This window comes from Oribacterium sp. KHPX15, from assembly GCF_900107835.1.
Classification (GTDB): Bacteria; Bacillota; Clostridia; order Lachnospirales; family Lachnospiraceae; genus Oribacterium.
On sequence record NZ_FNRG01000001.1, the window covers coordinates 209,419 to 232,410 of the forward strand.

22 protein-coding genes and 1 pseudogene are annotated in these 22,992 nt (G+C 41.4%); 20 read left to right on the top strand and 3 right to left on the bottom strand.

All coding sequences use genetic code 11. From position 1 onward, the window contains the following. The first annotated feature begins 45 nt into the window (after nt 1–45). From BLV86_RS17695 to BLV86_RS00860, 7 genes are all read left to right on the top strand, one after another. Nucleotides 46–210 (top strand): KOW domain-containing RNA-binding protein, encoded by a 165-nt coding sequence (locus BLV86_RS17695; RefSeq protein ID WP_175456406.1) that lies wholly within the window; start codon nt 46–48, stop codon nt 208–210. Between the two features lie 16 nt (nt 211–226). Further along, nucleotides 227–973: an MmcQ/YjbR family DNA-binding protein gene (locus tag BLV86_RS00835; RefSeq protein WP_090814781.1), complete on the top strand. Its 747-nt coding sequence runs from the start codon at nt 227–229 to the stop codon at nt 971–973. Nucleotides 974–995: 22 nt separating this feature from the next. After that, complete coding sequence (locus BLV86_RS00840; protein WP_090814867.1) at nt 996–1,592, top strand: DUF1349 domain-containing protein; 597 nt, start codon at nt 996–998, stop codon at nt 1,590–1,592. A gap of 22 nt (nt 1,593–1,614) precedes the next feature. After that, nucleotides 1,615–2,163 carry a DUF4298 domain-containing protein gene (locus BLV86_RS18185; protein ID WP_242873202.1) on the top strand — a complete coding sequence of 183 codons (549 nt, stop codon included), beginning with the start codon at nt 1,615–1,617 and terminating at the stop codon, nt 2,161–2,163. Continuing rightward, nucleotides 2,147–2,605 carry a GNAT family N-acetyltransferase gene (locus BLV86_RS00850; RefSeq protein ID WP_090814782.1) on the top strand — a complete coding sequence of 153 codons (459 nt, stop codon included), beginning with the start codon at nt 2,147–2,149 and terminating at the stop codon, nt 2,603–2,605. Before BLV86_RS18185 ends, BLV86_RS00850 begins: the two co-directional genes overlap by 17 nt. Before the next feature lie 3 nt (nt 2,606–2,608). Beyond that, nucleotides 2,609–4,063: an ATP-binding protein gene (locus BLV86_RS00855; protein WP_090814783.1), complete on the top strand. Its 1,455-nt coding sequence runs from the start codon at nt 2,609–2,611 to the stop codon at nt 4,061–4,063. 306 nt (nt 4,064–4,369) lie between these two features. Beyond that, on the top strand, nt 4,370–5,335 hold the full coding sequence (locus tag BLV86_RS00860) for a LysR family transcriptional regulator (RefSeq protein WP_175456407.1): 966 nt from the start codon (nt 4,370–4,372) through the stop codon (nt 5,333–5,335). A gap of 151 nt (nt 5,336–5,486) precedes the next feature. Here BLV86_RS00860 and BLV86_RS00865 read toward each other — a convergent pair whose 3' ends face one another. Continuing rightward, nucleotides 5,487–6,470 (bottom strand): LysR family transcriptional regulator, encoded by a 984-nt coding sequence (locus BLV86_RS00865; protein ID WP_090814785.1) that lies wholly within the window; start codon nt 6,468–6,470, stop codon nt 5,487–5,489. A gap of 329 nt (nt 6,471–6,799) precedes the next feature. Here BLV86_RS00865 and BLV86_RS00870 point away from each other — a divergent pair, with 329 nt between their 5' ends. The 8 genes from BLV86_RS00870 (at nt 6,800) to BLV86_RS00905 (ending at nt 16,186) form a co-directional block, all read left to right on the top strand. Further along, on the top strand, nt 6,800–7,933 hold the full coding sequence (locus BLV86_RS00870; RefSeq protein WP_090814786.1) for a Bug family tripartite tricarboxylate transporter substrate binding protein: 1,134 nt from the start codon (nt 6,800–6,802) through the stop codon (nt 7,931–7,933). Between the two features lie 102 nt (nt 7,934–8,035). Next, nucleotides 8,036–8,521, top strand: a complete 486-nt coding sequence (locus BLV86_RS00875; protein ID WP_031549938.1) for a tripartite tricarboxylate transporter TctB family protein — start codon at nt 8,036–8,038, stop codon at nt 8,519–8,521. A gap of 99 nt (nt 8,522–8,620) precedes the next feature. Next, on the top strand, nt 8,621–10,141 hold the full coding sequence (locus BLV86_RS00880; protein WP_090814787.1) for a tripartite tricarboxylate transporter permease: 1,521 nt from the start codon (nt 8,621–8,623) through the stop codon (nt 10,139–10,141). A gap of 77 nt (nt 10,142–10,218) precedes the next feature. Continuing rightward, nucleotides 10,219–11,151, top strand: coding sequence for an alpha/beta hydrolase (locus BLV86_RS00885; RefSeq protein ID WP_090814788.1), 933 nt, complete (start codon nt 10,219–10,221; stop codon nt 11,149–11,151). A 151-nt stretch (nt 11,152–11,302) separates the two neighbouring features. Continuing rightward, a complete protein-coding gene (locus BLV86_RS00890; RefSeq protein WP_090814789.1) occupies nt 11,303–12,949 on the top strand; it encodes a PrpR N-terminal domain-containing protein in 1,647 nt (548 codons plus the stop codon). A 401-nt stretch (nt 12,950–13,350) separates the two neighbouring features. After that, nucleotides 13,351–14,241 (top strand): 2-hydroxy-3-oxopropionate reductase, encoded by an 891-nt coding sequence (garR, locus tag BLV86_RS00895; protein WP_090814790.1) that lies wholly within the window; start codon nt 13,351–13,353, stop codon nt 14,239–14,241. A 251-nt stretch (nt 14,242–14,492) separates the two neighbouring features. Continuing rightward, the gene (locus BLV86_RS00900; protein WP_090814791.1) at nt 14,493–14,921 is read left to right on the top strand and encodes a PPC domain-containing DNA-binding protein; all 429 of its coding nucleotides are present in this window, start codon (nt 14,493–14,495) and stop codon (nt 14,919–14,921) included. Between the two features lie 119 nt (nt 14,922–15,040). After that, a complete protein-coding gene (locus BLV86_RS00905; RefSeq protein ID WP_090814792.1) occupies nt 15,041–16,186 on the top strand; it encodes a glycerate kinase family protein in 1,146 nt (381 codons plus the stop codon). A gap of 219 nt (nt 16,187–16,405) precedes the next feature. Here BLV86_RS00905 and BLV86_RS00910 read toward each other — a convergent pair whose 3' ends face one another. Next, nucleotides 16,406–17,470 carry an ATP-binding protein gene (locus BLV86_RS00910; RefSeq protein ID WP_090814793.1) on the bottom strand — a complete coding sequence of 355 codons (1,065 nt, stop codon included), beginning with the start codon at nt 17,468–17,470 and terminating at the stop codon, nt 16,406–16,408. 199 nt (nt 17,471–17,669) lie between these two features. Here BLV86_RS00910 and BLV86_RS00915 point away from each other — a divergent pair. The 4 genes and pseudogenes from BLV86_RS00915 to BLV86_RS00930 all read left to right on the top strand — a co-directional run. Then, nucleotides 17,670–18,020, top strand: a pseudogene (locus BLV86_RS00915) (L-rhamnose isomerase); the annotation flags it as partial. A gap of 141 nt (nt 18,021–18,161) precedes the next feature. Further along, a complete protein-coding gene (locus BLV86_RS00920; protein ID WP_090814794.1) occupies nt 18,162–18,464 on the top strand; it encodes a nucleotidyltransferase family protein in 303 nt (100 codons plus the stop codon). Further along, complete coding sequence (locus BLV86_RS00925) at nt 18,461–18,799, top strand: HepT-like ribonuclease domain-containing protein (protein WP_090814795.1); 339 nt, start codon at nt 18,461–18,463, stop codon at nt 18,797–18,799. Before BLV86_RS00920 ends, BLV86_RS00925 begins: the two co-directional genes overlap by 4 nt. A 417-nt stretch (nt 18,800–19,216) precedes the next feature. Next, nucleotides 19,217–20,878: a tetratricopeptide repeat protein gene (locus BLV86_RS00930; protein ID WP_090814796.1), complete on the top strand. Its 1,662-nt coding sequence runs from the start codon at nt 19,217–19,219 to the stop codon at nt 20,876–20,878. Nucleotides 20,879–21,022: 144 nt separating this feature from the next. Here BLV86_RS00930 and BLV86_RS18190 read toward each other — a convergent pair whose 3' ends face one another. Beyond that, complete coding sequence (locus BLV86_RS18190; RefSeq protein WP_090814797.1) at nt 21,023–21,529, bottom strand: hypothetical protein; 507 nt, start codon at nt 21,527–21,529, stop codon at nt 21,023–21,025. A gap of 292 nt (nt 21,530–21,821) precedes the next feature. On the opposite strand from BLV86_RS18190, the gene BLV86_RS00940 reads away from it, so the two are divergent. After that, nucleotides 21,822–22,850 carry a hypothetical protein gene (locus BLV86_RS00940; RefSeq protein ID WP_090814798.1) on the top strand — a complete coding sequence of 343 codons (1,029 nt, stop codon included), beginning with the start codon at nt 21,822–21,824 and terminating at the stop codon, nt 22,848–22,850. The last annotated feature ends 142 nt before the right edge of the window (nt 22,851–22,992 follow it).

Here is a 22,992-nt window from a genome sequence, read left to right on the forward strand (position 1 = left end):
GGACTTATTATAGGCGTCGGTATTCATCAGGGAATCAATGATGCAGTGGGAAGACCTGCTCGTAAGTTCAGAATGGGTGATCATGTAAGAGTCAGATATCGTGGTCAGGAAGGAACTGTTATTGATATCAATGGGGATTTGTACATGGTGTCGTTAAGTAGTGGTGGTATCGATTCATATTCTGAAAGTCAATTGGAAATAGTCTGGTAATTAGTGGAGGTGCTGTATGGCTTCTATAAGAGCTGATGTGGAAAAATATATAAAGAAAAAATATAAAGCATCTCCGGAATATCTTTGGAATAAATATCCAAGCTTTGCGATATTCAGACATGAAGATAATCGTAAATGGTTTGCGCTTACAGCCACTATAAGCATGGATAAGTTAGGCATGGCATCATCTGAGGAAGCTGATGTTATAAATGTTAAAATTGATGATTTGATGCTGAGGGATATACTTTTGCAGCAACCGGGATTTTTTCCTGGATATCATATGAATAAGACCAGCTGGATCACAATTTTGATTGATGGCACAGTTAGTCTGGATGAAATCTGCAATATGATTGATGCCAGTTTTTTAGACACAGCATCTAAGAAGAAAAAGGATAAGTTCCGTCAGCCCAAGGAATGGTTAGTGCCTGCAAATCCCAAGTATTATGACATTGAACATGCCTTTGATGATGTGGATGAAATAGGCTGGAAGCAGGGCGCAGGGATTATAAAAGGCGATACAGTGTTTATGTATGTAGGCGCACCTGTATCTGCAATTCTCTATAAGTGTAAGGTTACAGAGGTTGATATTCCTTATGAGTATGAGGATAAGAATCTTAAGATTACGGCGCTTATGAAGATAAAACTGCAAAAGAGATACAAGCCTGAAAAGTTTACCTTTGACAGGCTGAAATCTGAGTATGGAATATATGCAGTGAGAGGTCCGAGGGGGATACCAAATAGTCTGAGCGCAGCATTGAAATAGAATGAAGCTGGAGGTTATTGAGATGATAGAGAACATGAAATGGCTCAGGGAGCCTGAGAAATATCATATAGCAGAAGACAGAATAGAGATAACTACCATGCCACATACAGACCTGTGGCAGAGAACTTATTATCATTTCAGAAATGACAATTCTCCTGTGTTTCAGATGGATTCCGATGAAAAATACTTTTCCTTTATAGTAAAAACAGATTTTAACGACAGTCATCATCGTTTTGATCAGTGTGGAATTGTCATGTATCTTGATTCAGAGAACTGGCTCAAGGCTTCCGTAGAATATGAAAACGATAAGTTCCAGCATCTTGGATCTGTTGTGACTAATCATGGGTATTCGGATTGGGCAACAACAGCCATTTCAGCTGATGTAAAAGAAATGTGGTATCGCTTTAGCAGGAGAGAGGACGACTATTGCATAGAGTGTTCTACGGATGGAGTGACTTTTTCACAGATGAGAGTATGCCATATGTGGGAAGGCGGCGGAAAGATTTCTTTTGGCATTTATGCATGCAGTCCGGAAGATTCGAGCTTCAAAGCTGTGTTTACAGATATGCAAATAACAGAGTGTGCATGGAAGGCGCATGACGGTCAGCAGCCGGATTAATATATAAAGGATTTTACGGTTTATGAGTAAGCATAAAATGGTAAATGGTAAGCTTCTTCAGATGAACAAGACCTATAAGGATCTGAAGAACCGCCAGAAGGACAAGATTGCAGGCTGGATGTATGAGGCTTACAAGAGGCAGATTAATGAAGGGCTTGGTAATGATGAAGCTTTTGCACTTGTCATGGATAAGATAAATGAGGCTCAGATCTGGGTGCCTGAATATGAAGTGGAGCAGAAGTACAACGCCATGAAGAGCCGCTTCAAGAACAGGCTGGCTGCTGAAAGTATTCCTCAGCACATCTATCAGATGGAAGCAATACTTGATACAGCGCAACAGAAAATGGATGCTCTTGAACAGAGGATTGCAGATTATAAGGAGTATCAGACAAAGATTCAGGAGCTGGAAGCCTATTATACAAGCCAGCAGTGGAAGGAGGACTTTGATCTGGACGAAGAGGGTAAGTTTCCTAAGAGACTTAAAAGAGGTGTGCTTTCAGAGGATGGCATTTACAATATGCTTGAAAGAAACAAGGAGATAATGAAGATACTGGATGGATTTGATAGTTAAGCATTTTGATGAGCTCAGTACCACGGAGCTTTATGAGATATTAAAGACAAGGTTCGAGATATTTGTCACAGAGCAGGAATGCATTTATCAGGATCTGGATGATAAGGATCAGGATGCGATTCATGTATTTTGCTGGAGCGATTCCGGGAGAGTCACAGGATGCCTTCGAGTATTTTGGAAAGATCATGATGAAGCATCCGGCATAGCTCAGATTGGAAGAGTTGTTACACTGGAGCATGGTAAAGGTATCGGAGGAAAGATTCTTCATGAAGGCATAAGGGTAGCAACTGAGCAGCTTAAGGCTAAGAAGATCTATCTGGAAGCCCAGGAATATGCCATAGGCTATTATGCGAAAGAAGGCTTTGAAGTGGTATCAGAGCCATTTATGGAAGATGGAATTCCTCATGTGAAGATGGAGAAACAAATAGAAAAGAGGATGTAGTCAATGACATTTGATTTGAAAAAGTATCTTGGTGAAGCTACTGAATATGATAAAAAAGAGAGACTTGAAGAGAAAGAACCGCTCAGCTGGCTTAAAAGTGTTGTTGCTTTTGCAAATACTGATGGTGGAGCTTTAATCTATGGTATTGCCGATGATGATACCGTAGTTGGTTTAGATGATCCGAAATATGTATCAGATAAACTAAGTGAGTTTATAAGGAATAGAGTTGATCCAAGTCCCGAAATACAGCTTTCGTTTGAAACAGTAAAGGATGAGGAAAATGCAGAGAAAGTGCTGATAATTCTGTATGTTCATGCCGGTTCTGAGACTCCGTATTTTTACAGGTATAAGGGAGAAATGTTGGCATTTACCCGTGTCGGAAATTCGAGCGTAAAAGCAGATGCAGTAACAATCCGTAGATTATCTCTTAAAGGAAGCAATAAGTCATGGGATTCACTTGTTTCGGAATACAATATGAAAGATTTTAGTTTCTCAAGGCTAAAATCTATGTATCATTCCAGAGCAGGGAAAAGTTTTGAAGATGATATGTTTCAGTCTTGGGAGATATGTAATGCCGATGGCCAGATTACGAATGCGGGACTTCTTTTATCAGATGATTGCCCAATTAAGTATAGTCGCCTTTTCTGTACTAGATGGACAGGCAATAACATGTCAGGAGGCTCGTTTAACGCAGTAGACAGTGCAGAATATCAGGGAAATGTATTAGCGCTTCTTGAAGCTGCAGAGGCATTTGTCAAGAAACACAACAACTTGAGATGGAAGAAACTTCCTAATTCTCGGATAGATTTGCCTGATTATATTGAAAGACCTATACATGAGGCATTAGTGAATGCTTTTGTACACCGTGATTATATGGAAATTGGAAGTGAGGTACATCTTGATATTTTCGATAACAGGATAGAGATTACTTCTCCTGGAGGAATGGTGGAAGGTCTTCCTATTCAGAAAAGGGATCTTTATCATATTGCTTCCAGAAGACGTAATCCTTATTTGGCTGATATTTTCCACAGGCTTCAGCTCATGGAGCGTTCTGGTAGCGGAATAAAGGAAATTATGAACGATTACAAAGCATCCGCTAACATTACTGAGGATCGTTTACCGACATTTTTCTCAGATGAGTCAGACTTTAATGTAACTTTCTGGAACCTGAATTATGGTGTTGAACAGAGTGAAAGTAAAGGAAGTAATAGAGAAGTATCGGATAAAGTATCGGATAAAGTATCGGATAAAAGTATCGGTAACGCTAATCTTAGCGATACAGAAAAACAAATACTTAGTTATATTAGTAAAAACAGTAATATTACGCAAAAAGAATTGGCTTCTCAGCTTGGAATATCAGAAATAGGAATTAGAAAGGCTATGGCACAGCTTAAGAAAAATGGAATTATTATACGTGAGGGTTCGCCTAAAAAAGGAAGTTGGAAAGTGATGAATTAATTTGACGAATGGCTAAAAGCCGGTATGCCAAAAAAAGCACGAGATGGACCTACATCCACTCGTGCTTTTTGTATTTGTAAATTCAATTTCCCACAAATATAATCAATATTGTTTTTATCAATTTTGTAAATTCAGTGGTAAGGGGGGTCAGACCCCATTGCAAAATCATTACAGATTGCGATGACATGATGGACTTTACAGAGGTCAACTTCTGTAGAGTCCTTATTTTCACAGCATAATAATTCTTGCTGTAAAATGTATTCGGCTATATGATGTATGAGATATTTACCAGTAGGGGGATTCGTTATGGATCTGAAACAGCTTGAATACATTGTTGCCATTGCGGAGACCGGGAATCTGTCTCTTGCGGCGGAGAAGATGTATATCACCCAGTCGGCACTTTCCCAGCAGCTTGCGAAGCTGAAGCAGGAGGGGGTTCCGCCTCTTTTCCGGGAAGAGAAGAAAAAGATGGTGCTGACGGATGCGGGAAAGATTTATCTTAACGGGGCACGTGCGATACTTCGTGAGGAAGCATTGGCACAGAAGAAGCTTAACAGTCTGAATGATGAAGATAAGGTGGTTTTTGATTTTTCCGTAGCCCCATATCTTCAATCGGTGGTTTATATAAATATACTTCCTAAGCTGAAAAAACAGTTTCCGAAGGTTTCTGTCAGGGTTCATACCAACAATACCATGAATACCCGTGAGGCTCTTGAGAACGGAAGCATTGACATGGCATTTATTCCGGATATATACCAGCAGAGGGATTTTTTTGACTACATTCACATCTTTAAGGATGAGCTTGTTATGATTTCCCCGGGCGGGAATGATCAGACAACGGATTTAAGTACTGATTCAGATATGGATTTTTCCGAGGCTTTTGATAAAACAGAAGCAGATGTTCGTTCAACTGCTTTTGATAAGCGTCCGTTCACTGTCCCTGCAGAGAATTCATATTTAAGAGAGCTCCCGGTCACCATCCCTGCAGAGGATTCATATTTAAGAGAAATTCTGGATAGGATATTTTCAGAGGAAAACAATATTCCGGAGATATACACAGAAACAAATGACTTTAACATTTCCCTGTCTCTGGTGAAAAACGGTGAGTGTAAGGCTGTCATTCCCAGATCTCTGGTAAATGAGGATGGACTTCGTATAGAGTCTTTCAGAGATCCCTGCTATTTTTATCTCACCGCCATACATAAAAAAACAACTGCCTCTCCGATCATTGATGCGGCAGTAAAAGAACTGAAACGTTATTTTATTGCCTGATTAAATCGAACCCGGTTTTTTAAAAGCAAGGCATATAGTTCAGGGCCGACGTACATCCATTTTGATACATTCAGCTGTTATGGATTTCAAAGATACAGCGATTTGTATTTGAAGGTATGCATGCCGGCCCTGAACTGTTTATGTACTGAACTTACATCTCAAACCCACCAAATTCATTTATTATGGCTCGTGATGTTTTGTTGAAGTAAACATTGGTGCCGGTAAGGATTTCAGACCTGACAGAATTTCTGATCATGAGATAAACAAAATAGCGTTCTGCTTCTGATAGCTGTTTTTCTTTAAGATAGAAAACTCCGTTAAATGTCTGGACAGGAGGCCAGGTGGAGAAGTAAACTCTGCCCTGTTTAGCCTTGCAGAAAGAGCGTGGCAGGAAGCCGACACCTACACCGGTCTTCAGCATTTCGTTCATCATGAGAGCATTGTTACTTCTTTGAACCACCGTAGGAGTAAAGTTGTTGCGCGCCATATATTCTTCTATATTCTTTGCATTGGTTGTGCTGGAACCCCACATAACAAACGGAGCATCTGAAAATTCTTTAATGTCTATGGTCGGAAAGTAGTTTCCTGAATCATCACTTTTTGAAGCCGCAGGATGAGAGAGGGGAACTGCCAGACACAATTGTTCGTAGCTTACGGATGCAAAAGTAAAGTCTTTTTCATCGGAGGGAGTGACAGTGCCTATAACTACATCTACCTCGGATTTCTTAGCAGCTTCTTTGAGTTCAGACATATATCCTTCTTTGGTTTTGACCTGTATGACCGGAAACCGTTCGGAAAAGGCAGGATAAATATCACTGAAAAACTGTGCGCCTCTGTAGGGCGTAAGACCGATGGTTATGGTACTTGAAGGCGCCTGGGAAAGCTGCAAAATGGAAGCATAGGTTCGCTGTTTAATGTTTATGATGTTTCTACAGGATTCGAGGTATACTTCTCCGGCATCCGTAGGTATCAGTGATTTCTGACTTTTAATGAAAAGCCGGTGTCCCAAGGTGCTTTCCATATTTGCCAGAAATTTGGAAAGCGCAGGCTGTGAGATGCCAAGCTGCGATGCTGCCTTTGAAAGGGATTTACATTCTTCTATTGTTACTAGGTAGGTACACGCCTTTATATTCATGACTATTTCTCCCTGCTGTTATACATCAGGATAATGCTTTTTCATTGTCTAATACGAATAAGATAATTAAACCAACATATCTATTATATATAACTTTTACTAATAAATCGGATAACTATTTCAAGATTGATACAAAACTTAAAAATCCCTATAATCGAACCATATTAAGAAAGGTCGCAAGACAAATCAATAAGATTTATGTATTTCTGCATAAGTATATCCTGATTTTTGAAAATTATAAACCCGCAAAATTTAAATTTAATTAAGAGGGACGGGTCTGCTCAAAAATAACCTGTACTAATGAGAAATACAGTCTGTTAGGAGGATTTATGAGAAAGAAGTTTATGGCAACAGTAATCACAGCAGCAATGGCACTTAGCTTGCTCACAGGCTGCGGATCTTCATCAAACACAGCTGCAACAACTGCAGCAAAGGCAGCCGAAACAACCGCCGCAGCAAAGCAGGAAGCAGGTAGCGAAACAACTGCCGCAGCTGCCGATACAGGATCAGCAGGAGCAGTAGATGTAAGCTCAGTTTGGCCTGATGGAACCACAGTTTATGTAGATGTTCCTGCAAAGGCAGGCGGCGGAACCGACCTTTACACACGTTATCTTACCCAGGCACTTACAGAGGTTTGTCCTAATGTTAATTTCGTAGTTACAAACTACGACACAGAAGAAGTCGGAATGCAGCATGCCAAGAACGCTCAGGCAGACGGAACAACACTTCTTACCTGCCACGGCGGTGCTGTTATCAAGTTCCTGACAGGTGCATCAGGCGTTTCCGTAAAGGATGATATGAGAGCGGTAGGTCTTCTCAATCAGGGCGGTCCACAGGCTATCATCACAAATCCCGGAGCACCTTACACAAACTTCACAGAGCTTGCTGAGTATATCAAGGCTCATCCGGGCGAGCTTACTGTAGGATGCTCACTTGGCGGAACAACACAGATCCTTTTCACTTCATTTATGGATGCACTTGTGGGTGATGCTTCACTTGTAAACTACGTACAGTGCTCATCAGAGGCTGACAAGCTTACAAACGTAGCTTCAAATGCAATCAACATTGCAAACTGCTCAATTCCTAATGCTCAGGATTATGACGCTGACGGAAAGCTTACAGTTCTCGGAACTCTCGGACCAAAAGCATCTACTCTTGAGTCTATGGGCAAGCTTCTCGGTTCAGAGCTTGATCAGAAGTTTGCTTCAACTTTAGAGCAGGGCGTAGAAACCACATGGGATTCAAACTACTATGTACTTGCTCCTGCAGGTGTTTCAGATGAAGCTGCTGAGGCTATCAACCAGGCTATCGTAAAGGCAGAAGAGCAGACTTCCTATGTTGACGGCATGAACAAGATGGCAACCTTTGCAGAGCCTGCAAATCTTGCTGATTCTCAGAAGGGTCTCGATGATGAGTGGTCAAATCTTGATGCTCTTGTAACATCAATGGGTCTCAAAAAATAATAATATTTTTTCATAGTTTTCAGTGCCCGGTATGTTGACTCTGCCGGGCACAACCTCTCTGAAAATCATCTCTAAATAAAACATTTAAAGGAGCAACCTTTTATGAAAAAACTTAACCGTACATATGTTATGGGGATTTTCATGGTGCTGTTTTCCGCATGGATCGCATTTGAGAGTGCCCACATCCCTGAATTGCTTGTTTCCAACGAGCCGGGTCCCAGACTCTTTCCGTTTATCTCTGCAATAGGCATAGCGGTATTCGCTATCCTTTCTATGGTGTTTGACGGAAAAAAGGATGAAAACAAAGAGTATCTGGATAAGGCAGGTTACACACGTCTTGCCATCATCATAGCTGAATGTCTTCTGTTCGCATTCCTTATGAACTTCATAGGTTTCTGGATCACTTCCATGGCAGGACTTTTCCTGTTCATATTCACACTAAAGGGTGAGAAGAAGTTCAATGTAATATTTTGCATCATTTTCTGCATGCTGCTGGGAAGCATTTGCTACTTTGGATTTACAAAGGGCTTCAATATCCCCCTTCCGAAGGGAACACTTTGGAGCAGCCTCGGAATCAAGATGATCTGATGCAAAAGATACAGTCTGATTACATTAGACAGAAAAACAACTCAAGTCCCGAAGAGAATTATAAAAGGGACTTAGTATTGAAATAAGGAGACATTAAAAATGGCAGATTATATGACAGCGCTTTTGACACTGCTCCAGCCCATGAACTTCATAATGATGTACTTATGTACACTGGTGGGTGCAGTTCTCGGTGCCATACCCGGACTTTCCGGAGGACTTGGTATCACACTTATACTTCCTTTGACATTTGCAATGAGCACTGAGCTCAGCTTCTCAATGCTTGTCGGTATGTATGTCGGTGGTGTTTCGGGTTCCTTTATCGCAGCGGTTCTCGTTGGAATTCCCGGTTCGGCTGCATCCATCGCAACCTGCTACGACGGTTATCCCATGACTAAAAAAGGAAAGGCTGCAAAGGCACTTTCCATCGGCATCACAGGTTCCTTCATAGGAACTTTCATTTCCATCATCGTTGCAACTCTCTGCTCCACCTACATTGCGGAGATAGCATTAAAACTGGGACCATGGGAGTATTTCAGCCTCTGCCTCATGGCCATCACCATGGTTGTAGGACTTTCAAACGGTTCGGTTTTCAAGGGTATGACAGCAGCTTTCCTTGGCCTCTGGCTTGCCTGCGTCGGGACTGATTCCGTTACAAACCAGATGAGATTTACATTCAATAACTATAACCTTTTCGGCGGTATCAATGTTGTCTGCCTCCTCATGGGAACCTTCGCTCTTCAGCAGGTGGCTACAAGTTATGCAAAGGGCAATCAGGAGATGCCAAAGGTTGACGAGGGCGCTCTCGGCGGAATCGGACTTACACTTAAGGACTTTACAGATAACATTAAGGTAATTGTGGTTTCATTGTTCATCGGTCTCTGGATCGGATTTCTTCCGGGCATGGGTTCAGGTATTTCGAACATCCTTGCATACGGTCAGGCTAAGAAAATGTCAAAGCATCCGGAGCTTTTCGGAACCGGTGTGGATGAGGGCGTATGGGCCACAGAGGTATCCAACAATGCCGGTGTCGGCGGTGCCATCATTCCGATGATATCACTTGGTATCCCCGGAGATGCCACAACCGTACTTCTTATGTCAGCCATGACCATCCATGGTCTTCAGCCGGGACCTATGTTCATAAGAACAAATCCTGTACTGGCTGATCTTATATTTGCAACTGTACTTGTTTCTGCAATCCTTATTTTTGTAACTGAGCTCCTTACAAAGAAGTATTTCCCATTGCTCCTTAAAGCACCATACCACTACCTTTACAGTGCGATCCTTATGATTGCGTTTATGGGTGCCTTTTCATCAACAACCTCCATGTTCTCGGTTTACCTTGTACTTTTCTTCGGACTGGTTGGTATAGTGATGGATTACTTTGGACTTCCCATGACTCCGCTTATGCTTGCATTTATCCTGGGCGGAAAGATAGAGAGCTACTTCAGAATGGGTGTTTCATACGGAAAGGGAGACTATTCACTTTTCTTCACAAGACCTATTTCACTTATCTTTATTCTTATAACTGTTTACAGCTTGTTTGGACCTATGATCCGGAAAGCGTTAAAAAAAAAACAGCGCAGAGAAATTAGCGAAGGCAGCATAAATTCAGAAAAATAGTATTGAGATAAAATCGATGAGACTTAGAAAGTACAGCCGGACATCGGTGACAATTTTGAAATGAAAGCAGGTATAGTATGAGAACAGTTATAGAACCGGGAAAGAAAAGAAAGAGTATCAATTTCCTGGATAGTATAGTTTATAGTGAAGTAAAGGATCTGAACGGAAATCCCATGAAGCTGGAGATGTCTGTAATGCTTCAGAACGGAAACAGTGAGATGAGATTTGCGGCAGGTATCGTAGATGAAGAGGACAAGACCCCGAAGCCCTGCATAGTTTGGGTTCCCGGCGGCGGCTACAGAGGCTGCGACAAAAATCTCATGGTGGCAGAAATGACATTTCTTGCAGACCGGGGATATGTGGTTGCATCCATTTACTACAGAAGCTCTGCAGAAGGACATATGCCGGATCAGATCATCGACGTCAAAACGGCAATAAGATTTTTAAGAGCTCATGCAGCAGAATATGAGATTGACCCGAACCGTATTGGAATCATCGGCCGCTCAGCAGGCGGACATCTGGCATCCCTTGCAGGAATGAATGTTGATGATTTCCACGGAAGCGAGTGGGCATCAGAGTCTGACGAAGTGCAGGCATGCGTTGATATGTTCGGTCCGGTAGACATTCCCTGGCTCCTTAAATTCGAGGAAAGCCTTTATAAAGCTGATCCAGCAAACTATCGTTGGGAAAATGTTGCAGCCTCCCATGGCGGAGCAGTAATGGGCGGCGAGTACAATGAAGATATGATAAAGAGAGCTGAAAAAGTGAGTTCTCCATATCTCATCAGTGATAAGATGTGTCCTATGATGATAATGCACGGAGACATTGACAAGCTGGTACCGGTAGATGTAAGTGAAGATTTTTACCAGAAGATAATTGATGCCGGTCAGGGTGACAAGGCAGACCTATATATCCTCCATAACGCCGGTCACGGAACAAAAGATTTCTTCCAGGATTCCGTCAAGGAATTGATCGCAGAGTTTTTTGATAGAAACCTGAAGAATCAATAAAACTAAAAAATTCTTTCTGCGAACAGTTTCCGGTCGGTGGACTAGGGGGACAGCCCGCAGAAAGAATTTTGTCCCGGGATTGAAACATTTCGGTATGATTGCTAAAATAGCGGAAGTGAAACATATTGAAACGAAATGAACCGGAGGAAATATGGCAAACATAACCCTGCTTGTACCAAATGATGAACTGTTCCGTCTTGCCCACGACGCTCTACAGGAAATGAAAAAGCGCCTTTTTATGATGAAGGTCATCGAAACCGAAAGCGCGGTTTCGGAAGCAAGACAGGCCATAAATCAGGGAACGGATATCATTATCGCCAGAGGTCTCCAGGCTACCATCATTAAACAGTATACGGATATTCCGGTTGTGGAGATCGTTATGACCCGGCAGGGACTCATCAACATGATCGAGAAAGCGAAGAGGGTACTTGGAAAAGAGAATCCCAATATCGCTTTAGTTATGTTCAAGAACATGACCTGTGATATGACGGGTATAGGTGAGCAATGTCATGTTCAGCTGAAGGAATATCTGGTGCAGAACCCGGAACTTCTGAAAGCAGCCGCACTTCAGGCAGTGGAAGATAAAGCTGATCTCATCATAGGCGGAAAGACCGTTCTCACCATTGCTGATAATGCAGGAATCCCGGCACTTTTTATGGCCAACACCGAGGATGCCATGAAGAATGCCATCAAAGAAGCATTCCTTCTTGCAGACACCTTTGAAAACAGCGACATACCGGCCCATGCTGTCCTTGAAAAAGGAAAATCCTCCGGTAAACGCAAAGAGCAGTTTGTGAACTTCCCCTATAAGAGCGAAAAAATGCAGGCGGCCGTGGATCTTGCAGAAAAGCTGTCAAAAACCGACTGCCCGAAGCTTATTCTTGAGCCTATAGGAAATCTACACAAGGCCTTTGTGAACGCCATGCACAACCACTCAAAACATTCACAGGAAAAGCTTGTGAGCTACGAATGCATAAAAGGACAGTCCTCATACGATGATCTTTACGGTCGTCAGGGCAGGGTTAATGATTCCCTCCGGGGCACTCTCGTCATAGACAATTTCCAATACATGGATGTTCGTTCTCAGAAGAAGCTTCTGGAGATACTTATGTTCAGGAATGTCATTCTGATAGCGAAAACCAGGAACATAAAAGCCTATCTGATACCGGAGCTTTACGCCAGACTTTCCGCCTTTTCCATAAGGATACCTTCCCTTATGGAAACCTCGGAGGACATTCCGTATCTTTCCAATATTTATATGCAGAACTGCACCGAACGTTACGGAATGTATCATGTGATGACAAAGGATGCCGAGAAAAAACTTCAGGGCTTTTACTGGCCCGGCGGCAGGATACAGCTTGAAAGTTTCATCGAAAGACTGGTGATCACCTCGGACCATAGAAGCCTGAAGGTTACCGATGTATGTGAACTTTATGAGGAACTTTATGGCGGAGACATTGGCCCTGAGGCTAATGCTGAGTCCGGAAAAATCCCGGATACGGATTACGGCCCGAGAGCGGTTCCTGATTTCAATCGTGGCATCAATTCTGAGGAGGATAAGCCATTCCGGTCATCCTCTGAAAACATGATGGAATCAGAGAACCCTTCCATGAGTTTTGGAATAGATCAGAAGGAAGCTGCGTCCGGAAACCGTACAATTACAGTCGGGGATCTGGAGAAAAACAGACTGATTAAATCCCTTAGTGACAACATGGGAAACCGTGAAAAAACAGCCGCAGAACTCGGTATCAGCAAAACCACTCTTTGGAGGAAACTCAGGAAATACGGATTACTTTAAAAAATACTAATGATCTCAGAGAGTCATCGATTTGATATGTTCCTCCCAGCTGGGACATATCGATCGATGGCTTCTTTTTAAATATAAAAACTGTATAAAGAAATGGAATGATATTTTTGTAACAGCTAAATCTATGCAAACATCTGAACTGAAATGAATCATAATAAAATATATAGAAACGCAACCTGTGCCGATTAACATTTAGCATATTTACGAAGCTTTCCTTTGTGCTAAATGCAGATTGTTTAAAAATTTCAATTCTAATAAGATATAAATCGTGCAGGGGAGAAGTTCCCGAAAGCATGGATAAATAAAACTTAAAACAGGTTTTATCAGTAGTTTAGCTATTGAAAATAATAGTTTTTTAAGCATTGAACCATATGTCGGAAAAGGAGTTTCATATGAAGATCGGATTTGTCGGACTCGGAATCATGGGTAAGCCAATGGCTAAGAATCTTGTTAAGGCAGGATACGAGGTTGTTGTTACAACACATAAGCAGGCTGTTATAGATGAATTTGTTGCAATGGGTGCTGCAGGAGCAAAGAATGCCGCAGATATCGTTAAGCAGGGATGTGAAGTTATCATCACAATGCTTCCCAACAGCCCGCAGGTACGCGAGGTTGCACTTGGCGAGGGCGGAATCGTTGAAGGCGGAAAGAGCGGAATCACAGTTCTCGATATGTCTTCCATCGATCCGGTTGAGTCACAGAAGATCTCAGCTGAGCTTGCAAAGAATGGTATCGAGCTTCTTGACTGTCCTGTTTCAGGCGGAGAGCCAAAGGCCATCGACGGAACACTTTCAGTAATGGCAGGCGGAAACAAGGAGACATTTGACAAGTATCTCCCAGTACTTAAGGCTATGGCAGCATCAGTTGTTTATGTAGGACCTATCGGTTCAGGTAATGTTGCAAAGCTTGCTAACCAGATGATCGTTGCTGCAAATATCGGTATCGTTGCAGAGGCATTAACATTTGCAAAGAAGGCCGGCACAGATCCACAGCTTGTATATCAGGCAATCCGCGGCGGTCTCGCAGGTTCAACAGTTATGGATGCAAAGGCTCCGATGATGCTTTCAGGAAACTATGAGCCGGGCTTCCGTATCAACCTTCACATCAAGGATCTGACTAATGCCTTAAACGCAGCTCATGCAATCAACATGCCGGTTCCTATGACCGCTCAGATGATGGAAGTAATGCAGGAGCTCATGAACCATGATGAAGGTGCCTGCGACCATGACGATATCGTAAGATATTATGAGCGTATGTCAGGAACTTCAATCGTAGAGAAGTAATCTCCTTTATCCTCAGTTTCATATAAAAGGATACCGTCTTTCTCCGGAAATCCGGTATCCTGCCTATAAGTCCTGCGTTGATCGTGGGACTTATAAGCGATTAAGGTATTAATCTATATTGGTCTATAGAAAATGATACATCGGAGATGAGATCGTGAGAGGTACTTGCGGTCTCTTTCTCCATATATGAAAATATTATCTAACAACTAAAAATCATTGTCGGTGATCAGATTTCAGTTAGGAGATTAAATATGGACTACAGAAAATTCGGAAGCAAGATAGTTCTCAGGATTGACCGTGGCGAAGAGGTAATGTCATCCATTATGGAGCTGTGTGAAAAAGAAAAGATATTACTGGCTTCCATAGAAGGCTTAGGTGCTGCGGACCATTTGGTCATGGGACTCTATGATGTGGGCAGGCAGGAATTTAATGAAACAAGGCTGGACATTCCGCTGGAGCTTACTTCCATAGTCGGAAGCGTTACCGAAATGGATGGGAAACCTTATCTTCATGTACATATTACAGCTGCGGATTCACAGGGACATGCCTACGGCGGTCACCTTAAGGAAGTACGTATCAGCGGAACCGCGGAGCTTTTTATCACGGTTATAGAAGGTCATGTGGGAAGAGAAAAAGACAGGATCACAGATACCGGATTGAATCTTTTCAGTTTTGACTGAACATTTAAACATCAGGGTAAAAACCGACTACAAGAGGTTTGAAATAAAAACGAAACTATCATCAGTCCTTAAAACCAACTTGAAAGAGACTGATGTTCCAATACAGGAGGACAGAACCAATGAAATTACTTTTTGCATCAGACTCATTCAAGGGAACACTTTCAAGTGACCGGACCATAGAACTTCTTACAAAGGCAGCTTACGAGGTTTTCGGAGACTGCGAAACCAGCGGCGTTCCTGTTGCTGACGGCGGTGAAGGCACCACAGAAGCTGTGGTTAAAGCCCGTAACGGAGAGATTGTTAATGTTGACGTCCACGGCCCATTAATGGAGATTGAACACGGCTTCTACGGAAGACTTTCCGATACAGAAGCTATCCTTGAAATGGCAGCAGCATCAGGACTTCCCATGGTTCCGGAAGAGAAGAGAAATCCTTTAAACACCACAACCTACGGAACCGGTGAGCTTCTCAAGGCTGCTCTCGATGCAGGCTACAAGGAGATTGCCATCGCAATAGGCGGATCAGCTACAAATGATGGCGGAATGGGATTTGCTTCAGCCCTCGGCATTAAGTTCTTCGATAAGGACGGCAACGTTCTGGAAGGAAAGGGAAGCGATCTCATAAAGGTAGAGCATATAGACATTAGCGGCCTTGATCCTAAGGTTAAGGATGCTCACTTTACAGTAATGTGTGATGTTACAAATCCTCTTTGCGGACCTGACGGTGCAACCTATACCTTCGGAAAGCAGAAGGGCGGTACTCCTGAAATTCTTGATGAACTTGAAAAGGGAATGCAGAACTACCGCGATGTGATAAAGAAGGAGTTCGGCATCGATGTAGATACCATCCAGGGATCCGGTGCAGCCGGCGGACTGGGTGCAGCTCTGAAAGTCTTCCTCAATGCAGAGATGAAGTCAGGTATTGAAACTGTTCTCGATCTTATCGACTTTGAGAATCGTCTTCAGGGAGTTGATATGGTAGTAACAGGTGAAGGACGTACAGACTGGCAGTCCTGTTTCGGTAAGGTAATGCAGGGTATCGGTGACCGTTCACAGAAGCACAATGTTCCTGTTGCTGCACTTTGCGGAAGCCTCGGACGTGACTATGACAAGATCTATGCTCACGGAATCAGTTCCATCATGACAACCGTCGACGGACCTATGCCTCTTAAGGATGCTCTTGACAATGCTGAAGACCTTTACTATAAAGGCGCGATCCGCATGTTCAGATTTATCAAAGCGGGAATGGGGATAAAAATCTCTTAGTGAAAATGCTACACCGGAGTCAATCGAGCTACAGAAACGCGGACTCCTGTATAATGAGTGGTATGCCGGTGGACCAAGGGACGGAGTTAGTGGTCCACCGGCTGAACTATTTGCTATCTGTCTTACATACAGTTTGGATTGTGAGCTTTAAACAGTTTACAAAGCTGCGGGAAAAAAACCAGAACATAAGAAAATATTCAGGTAGTTTTTCATAGAAAATTACATATCGTCATCAAAATCGTTATCGAAAGTGTTGATGATATAATCATTGAATAGAGGTAGTGTGATCTTGAGATAACCATAATCATCTCCGTTTAGGATCATTTTCTTGATTAGTCGGTCTCTATAAGGGGTGTACTTATTGTTGGTCCAACCGATACTATCCTTTATTTCTTTGGCTTTCCCGGTTTTTGAGCTTGCGACAGCGTAAAGGAACTTTTTATCCATATACGATAGTTCTGACCAGATTTTCTCATAAACATAATCTTCAAGGTACTGTCTGAATTCTGAAAGTGCCTCCTTATAATTCCCGTTATGCCTAAAAGTGAAGTAACCTAAGACCTGAAAAGCGAAAGAATATCCCAGAGTTAATTTTGCCATTTCTTTCGCCTGATCAAGGGAAACATCGAGATTGGTTTTATAGTTTTCAGCCATGGTAGCCATATTGAGAGCTTTCATTTTAATTTCAGGCGCCCTATATAAAAATGTTAAATTCTTTTCATTTCTGAGGTCATTGATATTATCAAACAGACCTGTCATCAAAAGATAAATAGGGTAATCTTCTCTGACCAGTATCTGAAAAATACTTGCAAATTCTTTCACATAATCATTGGAAATAATTTCATCAATACAGATCAATAGCTTTTTATCATGCTTTTTTAGTGCATCAAGGGTGTTTTTGATGGTTATCTGAGGGCTTGTGATTTCTTTCTGAGCATCAAGTTGTACTCCAAATCCGGCTACGGATACACCGATTCCTCGTTTCAGGAATTGAGTAAATCTGCTTTCTTTGGATAATGCATCTGCCATACTGTTAAGTAAATTTTGACTTGTACTCAGTTCCAGTACTTCCCATTCTTTTCGTGACTTAAGTTCGTTAGCTACCTCGGTCATAAACACGGTCTTACCGCATCCTCGTACACCGGTTATCATATATATCTGCTGGTTTGCCGGTTCATTGAGAAATGAGTCCAATACTTCATTTAACTCTACTAATCTAGGGATGTTTTGCGCCGGTTGTTTACCAAACATAAGAGTATAGGGGTTGTTCTTTTTGTTTATCACTTTTTATCACCTCGACTGCCGTTTATTACTTTTTATCACTTTTTGATATTTTATCACTTTTTATCACTTTTGGGAATAAGGTATGACCGTCCTTAAATCGCAAATCAGAACAGAATATAATGCTCTCATAAACGAGATTCCGATATGTATCGATCATCAGGCATCGTACTACAACTATGGAAGTAAAAGGAGATATGAGATGACAGTGGCAGAGAGATCGGAAGCAGCGAAAGAGCGATACAGCGCAGTGGGAATCGATGTAGAGAAGGCAATATAGGAAGTTTCGGAGATAACATTATCCATGCACTGCTGGCAAGGTGATGATGTAGTAGGTTTTGATTAGAAGGGACCTCTTTCAGGAGGCATTCAGACAACAGGAAACTATCCTGACAGAGCAAGAATACCGGAAGAGCTGTTCATGGATATCGAGAAGGTTCTAAGTTACGTTCCTGGAAAACATCACAAGTTAAATCTTCATGCGAGCTACGCGATTTTTGAAGAGGGTGAGTGGGCTGACAGAAACAAGATCGAGCCAAAGCATTTTGCAAAATGATAACAGTTCAGCCGGTGAACCAAGGGGAATTTTGATTTTGTAGTAGCTTTTCTTACGATTGAAAGAATCTGATTATAAACGTATAATCAAATCATAGTTATATGTGTTGTGTGGTGATTAATAATATCGGGAGAGGATATGAAAAGAGAAATATTAACATTTCAGGATATTATACGTGTCGTTGCTCCTATAGCACAAAAGTACGGAATTAGTGAGGTGTATTTGTTTGGTTCATATGCCAGAGAAGAGGCGAATTCCGAAAGCGATTTGGATTTTCTTGTTTATGGTGGAGCCGGTTTTAAATTGACTAAAATTTTTGCGTTTGCTGAAGAATTACGTAAAGCCTTGGATAAAGATGTGGATGTATTTGAAATAAATGAAGTTAATCAGGATAGTGAGTTTTATAAAACCATAATGAAAGAGAAGGTTCTTGTTGCATGAAGTATTCAGATGAACAACGCATTAAAAAGATTTATGAAAATGCTTCAAAACTAAACGAATACATTAAGAGCAATAAAGTCACCAAAGATAGATTAATGGATGATTATGCCCTACAGTGGCTTGTAACAACCCCTTTATATAATATTGGCGAACATGCATACCATATCAGTGATGATTTCAAAAATCTTCATGCGGACATAGAGTGGAATATGATAGCCGGGTTGAGACATAGACTTGTCCATGATTATGATGGAACGAATTGGAATATCATTGCAGATGTTGTTTTGGATGAAATTCCATTATTGATAGAAAAGATAAAAGAATTATCTGAATAATAATTTTAGGTTCCGGATGTAAGGTATGAAACTGTCTTATATAGATTTATTGATGGAAATATTGGGGTAAGCGAAGATAGAATCATTACTTTGCTACTTTATATGGCTACGTTTATTTGATAAATCTGTGGTTGGAGATGTTCCTGACGTAATAAGATTCACCGGAGACGGTCCACGCATGTGAGAACCGTCTCCGGTGGTCTTTTAATCCGGACAAGTTGATGCTCGTTACAATCCATCAGCGAATAATGCATTATGTCAGATTAAAAACGAAATTTTAGATGCAAATGTTAATATACATGCATACAAAAGAAAACATTCAAAATATCTCGATAGAATTTATTTGGGCGTTTTTCTTTGCGGAAATATGTATTATATTTGGAAGGTATTAACCATAAAGAGCGATCAGGGGTATGTATGGAAAAGAAATCACATTTAGTTTTAATTATTTCTATAGTGACAGTAATTCTTCTGGCAATGCTTGTCGGGATACTGGTGTATTTCAATCTTCCGGCGCAGCGCATCAGGCGAATGCTTAAGTCCGCCAATAAATACATAGCGGAAGAGAACTATGACGAAGCGATTTTGACATTGCAGAAGATGCTGGAGATAGATCCGAAGAACGAAGATCTGTACGTTCTTCTTGCAGACACATATGAAAAAAACGGCGATATCGATAAAGAGATTGAATTCCTTCAGGAAGCTGTGATTCTGATGCCGGAAAATCAGAAGATAGCGGATGTTTTGTCAGATGTAAACCCGGAGGTCACCATCTCTGAAGCTGAGGGAACATATAATAATCCGGTAAGACTGACTCTGGACGCAACGGAGAACAGTAAGATTTTTTACATAGTTTCCGGGACCGGTGTAAATGATACAAATTCTGATGAAGGTTCAGTAACCGGTAACAAAGAGAACGAATATAGTGAACCCATAACCCTTGGAAAAAACGGAAAGTACAGCATCGAGTATTATGCTGTAAGTAAAACCGGATACGAAGGTGAACACAAAACTGCTACCTATGTGATAAAGCTTGATGAAAGCAAATATCATTTCAATGAGTGGGTGGATGAGGCCGACGGAAGACATTACTATGAAGCCGATGGGTCATCTGTTACAGGATGGCAGAAGATAGGTGGATTGTGGTATCTCTTTGATAAATCAGGAGTGATGCTCACCGGCCTTCAGGAATACGAAGAAAATACCTATTATCTCGGAACTGATGGCATCATGCGTACCGGATGGCAGGAAATAAACGGAAAGAAATATTACTTCAACGATAGCGGTGCCATGCTCAGGAACCAGTGGATTGATGGCACCTATTACGTCGGTGCAGATGGCGCCATGCTGACAAATGCATACACGCCTGACGGATACTATGTAGGCGCCGACGGAAAATACATATCTGAGTCAGGGTCCGTGGCGGGGCAGACAGTGCAGTATACGCTCATTGGATATGAAGTCAATGGGTTTCCGGATTCAGTGGATAGAGCAGAAGTGAATAAAAATATCAGTGTTCATTATCTGTCTGATACGCTCTTAGAGGTGGAAATATGGGATAATGGAAATATTTCAACATTTGAATACAGTGATACGGGCTATTGGAATATTGTCCAGATAGCTGAATGTTCACTGTATTTTGAAGGAGATAAGCTTTATATTGGTGCAGACGAATCAGACTATGTATATGCCAGGGTTGGCAGTACTGCAAGCCAGGAGGGTATAAAGGAAGATGTATGGAGTGGGGAATATCATGTAGTCATACAAACCCCTGCAGACTATTCATATAATGTAGGAAGTGGTGCAGATATCATTTATGCAGATAATGAATCAGTTCATATCAAAGGGTACTTTAGAAAAACAGATTATGATGGTGGTTGGCCACCTATAGGATACCACGATAAAACATTTAAGTTTTCTGATAACTGTACTTTCTGGGTAGATGAAGGAGGAGAAGACGGACCACATCAATCAAGTAAGAGTGCTTTCATTCAAACTCTAAACAGCATTAATGGTGGTCTTGGTGCCGACATTACTGTTGAAAATGATGTTATTGTTCGAACAGAAGTCTCACCATAAGAGATATTCTTTCCGGTAAAAGTTTTCGCCTAAAATCTTTTAGTCTTAATTTATTAAATTTGTTACCATGAACCATAGTATACGAAATTAAAAAAGGCGTTTGGCACTGTGCCAAACGCCTTTTAATATCTTATTTCAGGGGGATCATTTAAAGCATTTTTTACAAGCTGTCATTCCCAAACTTTGAGCTTCATCCAGAGATACTTCTCTGGCTTTAGCCGGGTTCATGGTTCCACAGTTATTGCGTGAATGATACTTGGATCCGGTTGCGGAGAGCCATACTGTTCCGATGTTACTTTGCTCCGATTTTGACGTTGATGCAGAAGCCGAAGCATTCTGCGTTATAGATAGCTGTGCAGATAATGCCTGCGTCTGAACTGCATCGTTTACAACCCATGCACCATTAGCATCAACTAAACATCCATCCGGTGTGACAGTATTTATGAGGCAATAACCGGATTCATTGAAATAGTATCGTTCAGCTATTCCATCATTGTTGCGATCAATCCATTCCCAACCGATAGCATTGGAACCATCATCCTTCAGATAACGACTTCCAAGAGCATCTTGCTGCCACTGTCCGGCAAATGCAGATATCATCATTAGGATTGAAACCATCAATGTAACAAAAAATAATTTAAAATATTTCAAGCTTATTACCCTCCTGATCCTTATATGTAATTCAAAAAACATGACTCATTTAGTTTAATTTTACAAGTATAAATTTTTCGTGCAATAGTAGCACCATTAAAAGATTATAAACAGACCATAAAGCGCTTTGAGGTTTTAATGAGCATAGAAATGTTTACCGAGGCGGTAATATTGCTCAAGTTAATGCTCAAGTAGAAGCGTAATTAAACAAAAAAACGAAACATATGTACTCGTTTATATTGATATACAAGAACGACTGTTCTATAATATTGGCGTAGAAAGGAGTACTTATATGTCAGAAAAAAAGAGAACAGTGAGTTACACTGCATATGATAAAGCTGTAAGAATTCTTGAAACAGAATGTGATGATGCATTGCTACAGCTTGTGAATTATGTTTTTCATGAGAATTACGACAATTCAGCAAAAATCATCAGATTACGCAATCAACACTTTGCTGAGCATACAGATGGTGAAACTGAAGAACAGATTACAGATTCACACTTTAGCATCACTTTCCGCGGAATAACCAAAAAGTATCATATGGAGTGTCAGAGTAATGGATATTCCGGGAGTATGTTGATACGGATAATTCAATATGCTTTCCAAACGGCTATTGACAATGGCACCTACGAATATGATGAAATCATAATCGAGATACCACATAGTGCATTATTTGTGCTAAGAGACAAGGGTAATCCTCCTGAAAGAGTCAGATTTAGGATTATAACACCAGGCGGTGAAGTATCTTATGAGGCACCGGTTATATGTGAGGCATGGTTCGGTATTGAAGAGATGTTTGAAAACAAATTGCATTTCTTGTTACCATTCTTTGCATTTAATCTCGAAAGTCAAATGGATATCTATGAACACGACAAAGAGAAATTAAAGGAGTTTGAGGATATATATTTCGAGGTGATTGAGCGTATACATCAGCTCCCGGAGGCTGTATTGTCGCTAAGAACCAAGGGTGTTATAATCAAGGAAATGGAGAAAGTGACTCGGAGACTGAATGAAAAGAGAGAAAATGTCAGCAGGAAGGTAGGTGATATAATGAAGGACAGTACTTTGGAATGGCTTAGAGAATATGATGCGGCAGTTGCTGATGCAAAAGCTAAGATAAAGGACGAGGGAAAAGAAGAGAAACTTATTTCTCAAATATGTCGCAAACTTCGTAGGGAAAAAAGTGTAACTCAGATAGCTGATGAGCTTGAAGAGGATGAAATAAGAGTCCAGTCCATTTGTGACACTGCAGCAGAATTCGCACCTGACTATGACGAAGACAAGGTGATAAAAGCAGTGCTTAATCCTGTGGAGGATTAACACTGTATCAGACAATTCTATAGCTTATTAATTTGAATAGTACGAAGACGTTTATCACTTGTGATAGACGTCTTCGTTTCATTTGTAGGTCGTGACCACGTGCCGCACCCGGCCAGCGACGCACCCGGCCCGGGCCCGTAAG

Bases quoted from the DNA above. Each gene is read 5' to 3' on its own strand.
- BLV86_RS00865 (WP_090814785.1), bottom strand. From the start codon at position 6,470: ATGAATATAAAGGCGTGTACCTACCTAGTAACAATAGAAGAATGTAAA.
- garR (WP_090814790.1), top strand. From the start codon at position 13,351: ATGAAGATCGGATTTGTCGGACTCGGAATCATGGGTAAGCCAATGGCT.
- BLV86_RS00920 (WP_090814794.1), top strand. From the start codon at position 18,162: ATGAAAAGAGAAATATTAACATTTCAGGATATTATACGTGTCGTTGCT.
- BLV86_RS00940 (WP_090814798.1), top strand. From the start codon at position 21,822: ATGTCAGAAAAAAAGAGAACAGTGAGTTACACTGCATATGATAAAGCT.
- BLV86_RS00905 (WP_090814792.1), top strand. From the start codon at position 15,041: ATGAAATTACTTTTTGCATCAGACTCATTCAAGGGAACACTTTCAAGT.
- BLV86_RS00885 (WP_090814788.1), top strand. From the start codon at position 10,219: ATGAGAACAGTTATAGAACCGGGAAAGAAAAGAAAGAGTATCAATTTC.
- BLV86_RS00835 (WP_090814781.1), top strand. From the start codon at position 227: ATGGCTTCTATAAGAGCTGATGTGGAAAAATATATAAAGAAAAAATAT.
- BLV86_RS00900 (WP_090814791.1), top strand. From the start codon at position 14,493: ATGGACTACAGAAAATTCGGAAGCAAGATAGTTCTCAGGATTGACCGT.
- BLV86_RS18185 (WP_242873202.1), top strand. From the start codon at position 1,615: ATGAGTAAGCATAAAATGGTAAATGGTAAGCTTCTTCAGATGAACAAG.
- BLV86_RS00930 (WP_090814796.1), top strand. From the start codon at position 19,217: ATGGAAAAGAAATCACATTTAGTTTTAATTATTTCTATAGTGACAGTA.
- BLV86_RS00890 (WP_090814789.1), top strand. From the start codon at position 11,303: ATGGCAAACATAACCCTGCTTGTACCAAATGATGAACTGTTCCGTCTT.
- BLV86_RS00870 (WP_090814786.1), top strand. From the start codon at position 6,800: ATGAGAAAGAAGTTTATGGCAACAGTAATCACAGCAGCAATGGCACTT.
- BLV86_RS00875 (WP_031549938.1), top strand. From the start codon at position 8,036: ATGAAAAAACTTAACCGTACATATGTTATGGGGATTTTCATGGTGCTG.
- BLV86_RS00860 (WP_175456407.1), top strand. From the start codon at position 4,370: ATGGATCTGAAACAGCTTGAATACATTGTTGCCATTGCGGAGACCGGG.
- BLV86_RS00925 (WP_090814795.1), top strand. From the start codon at position 18,461: ATGAAGTATTCAGATGAACAACGCATTAAAAAGATTTATGAAAATGCT.
- BLV86_RS00850 (WP_090814782.1), top strand. From the start codon at position 2,147: ATGGATTTGATAGTTAAGCATTTTGATGAGCTCAGTACCACGGAGCTT.
- BLV86_RS00880 (WP_090814787.1), top strand. From the start codon at position 8,621: ATGGCAGATTATATGACAGCGCTTTTGACACTGCTCCAGCCCATGAAC.
- BLV86_RS00840 (WP_090814867.1), top strand. From the start codon at position 996: ATGATAGAGAACATGAAATGGCTCAGGGAGCCTGAGAAATATCATATA.
- BLV86_RS00855 (WP_090814783.1), top strand. From the start codon at position 2,609: ATGACATTTGATTTGAAAAAGTATCTTGGTGAAGCTACTGAATATGAT.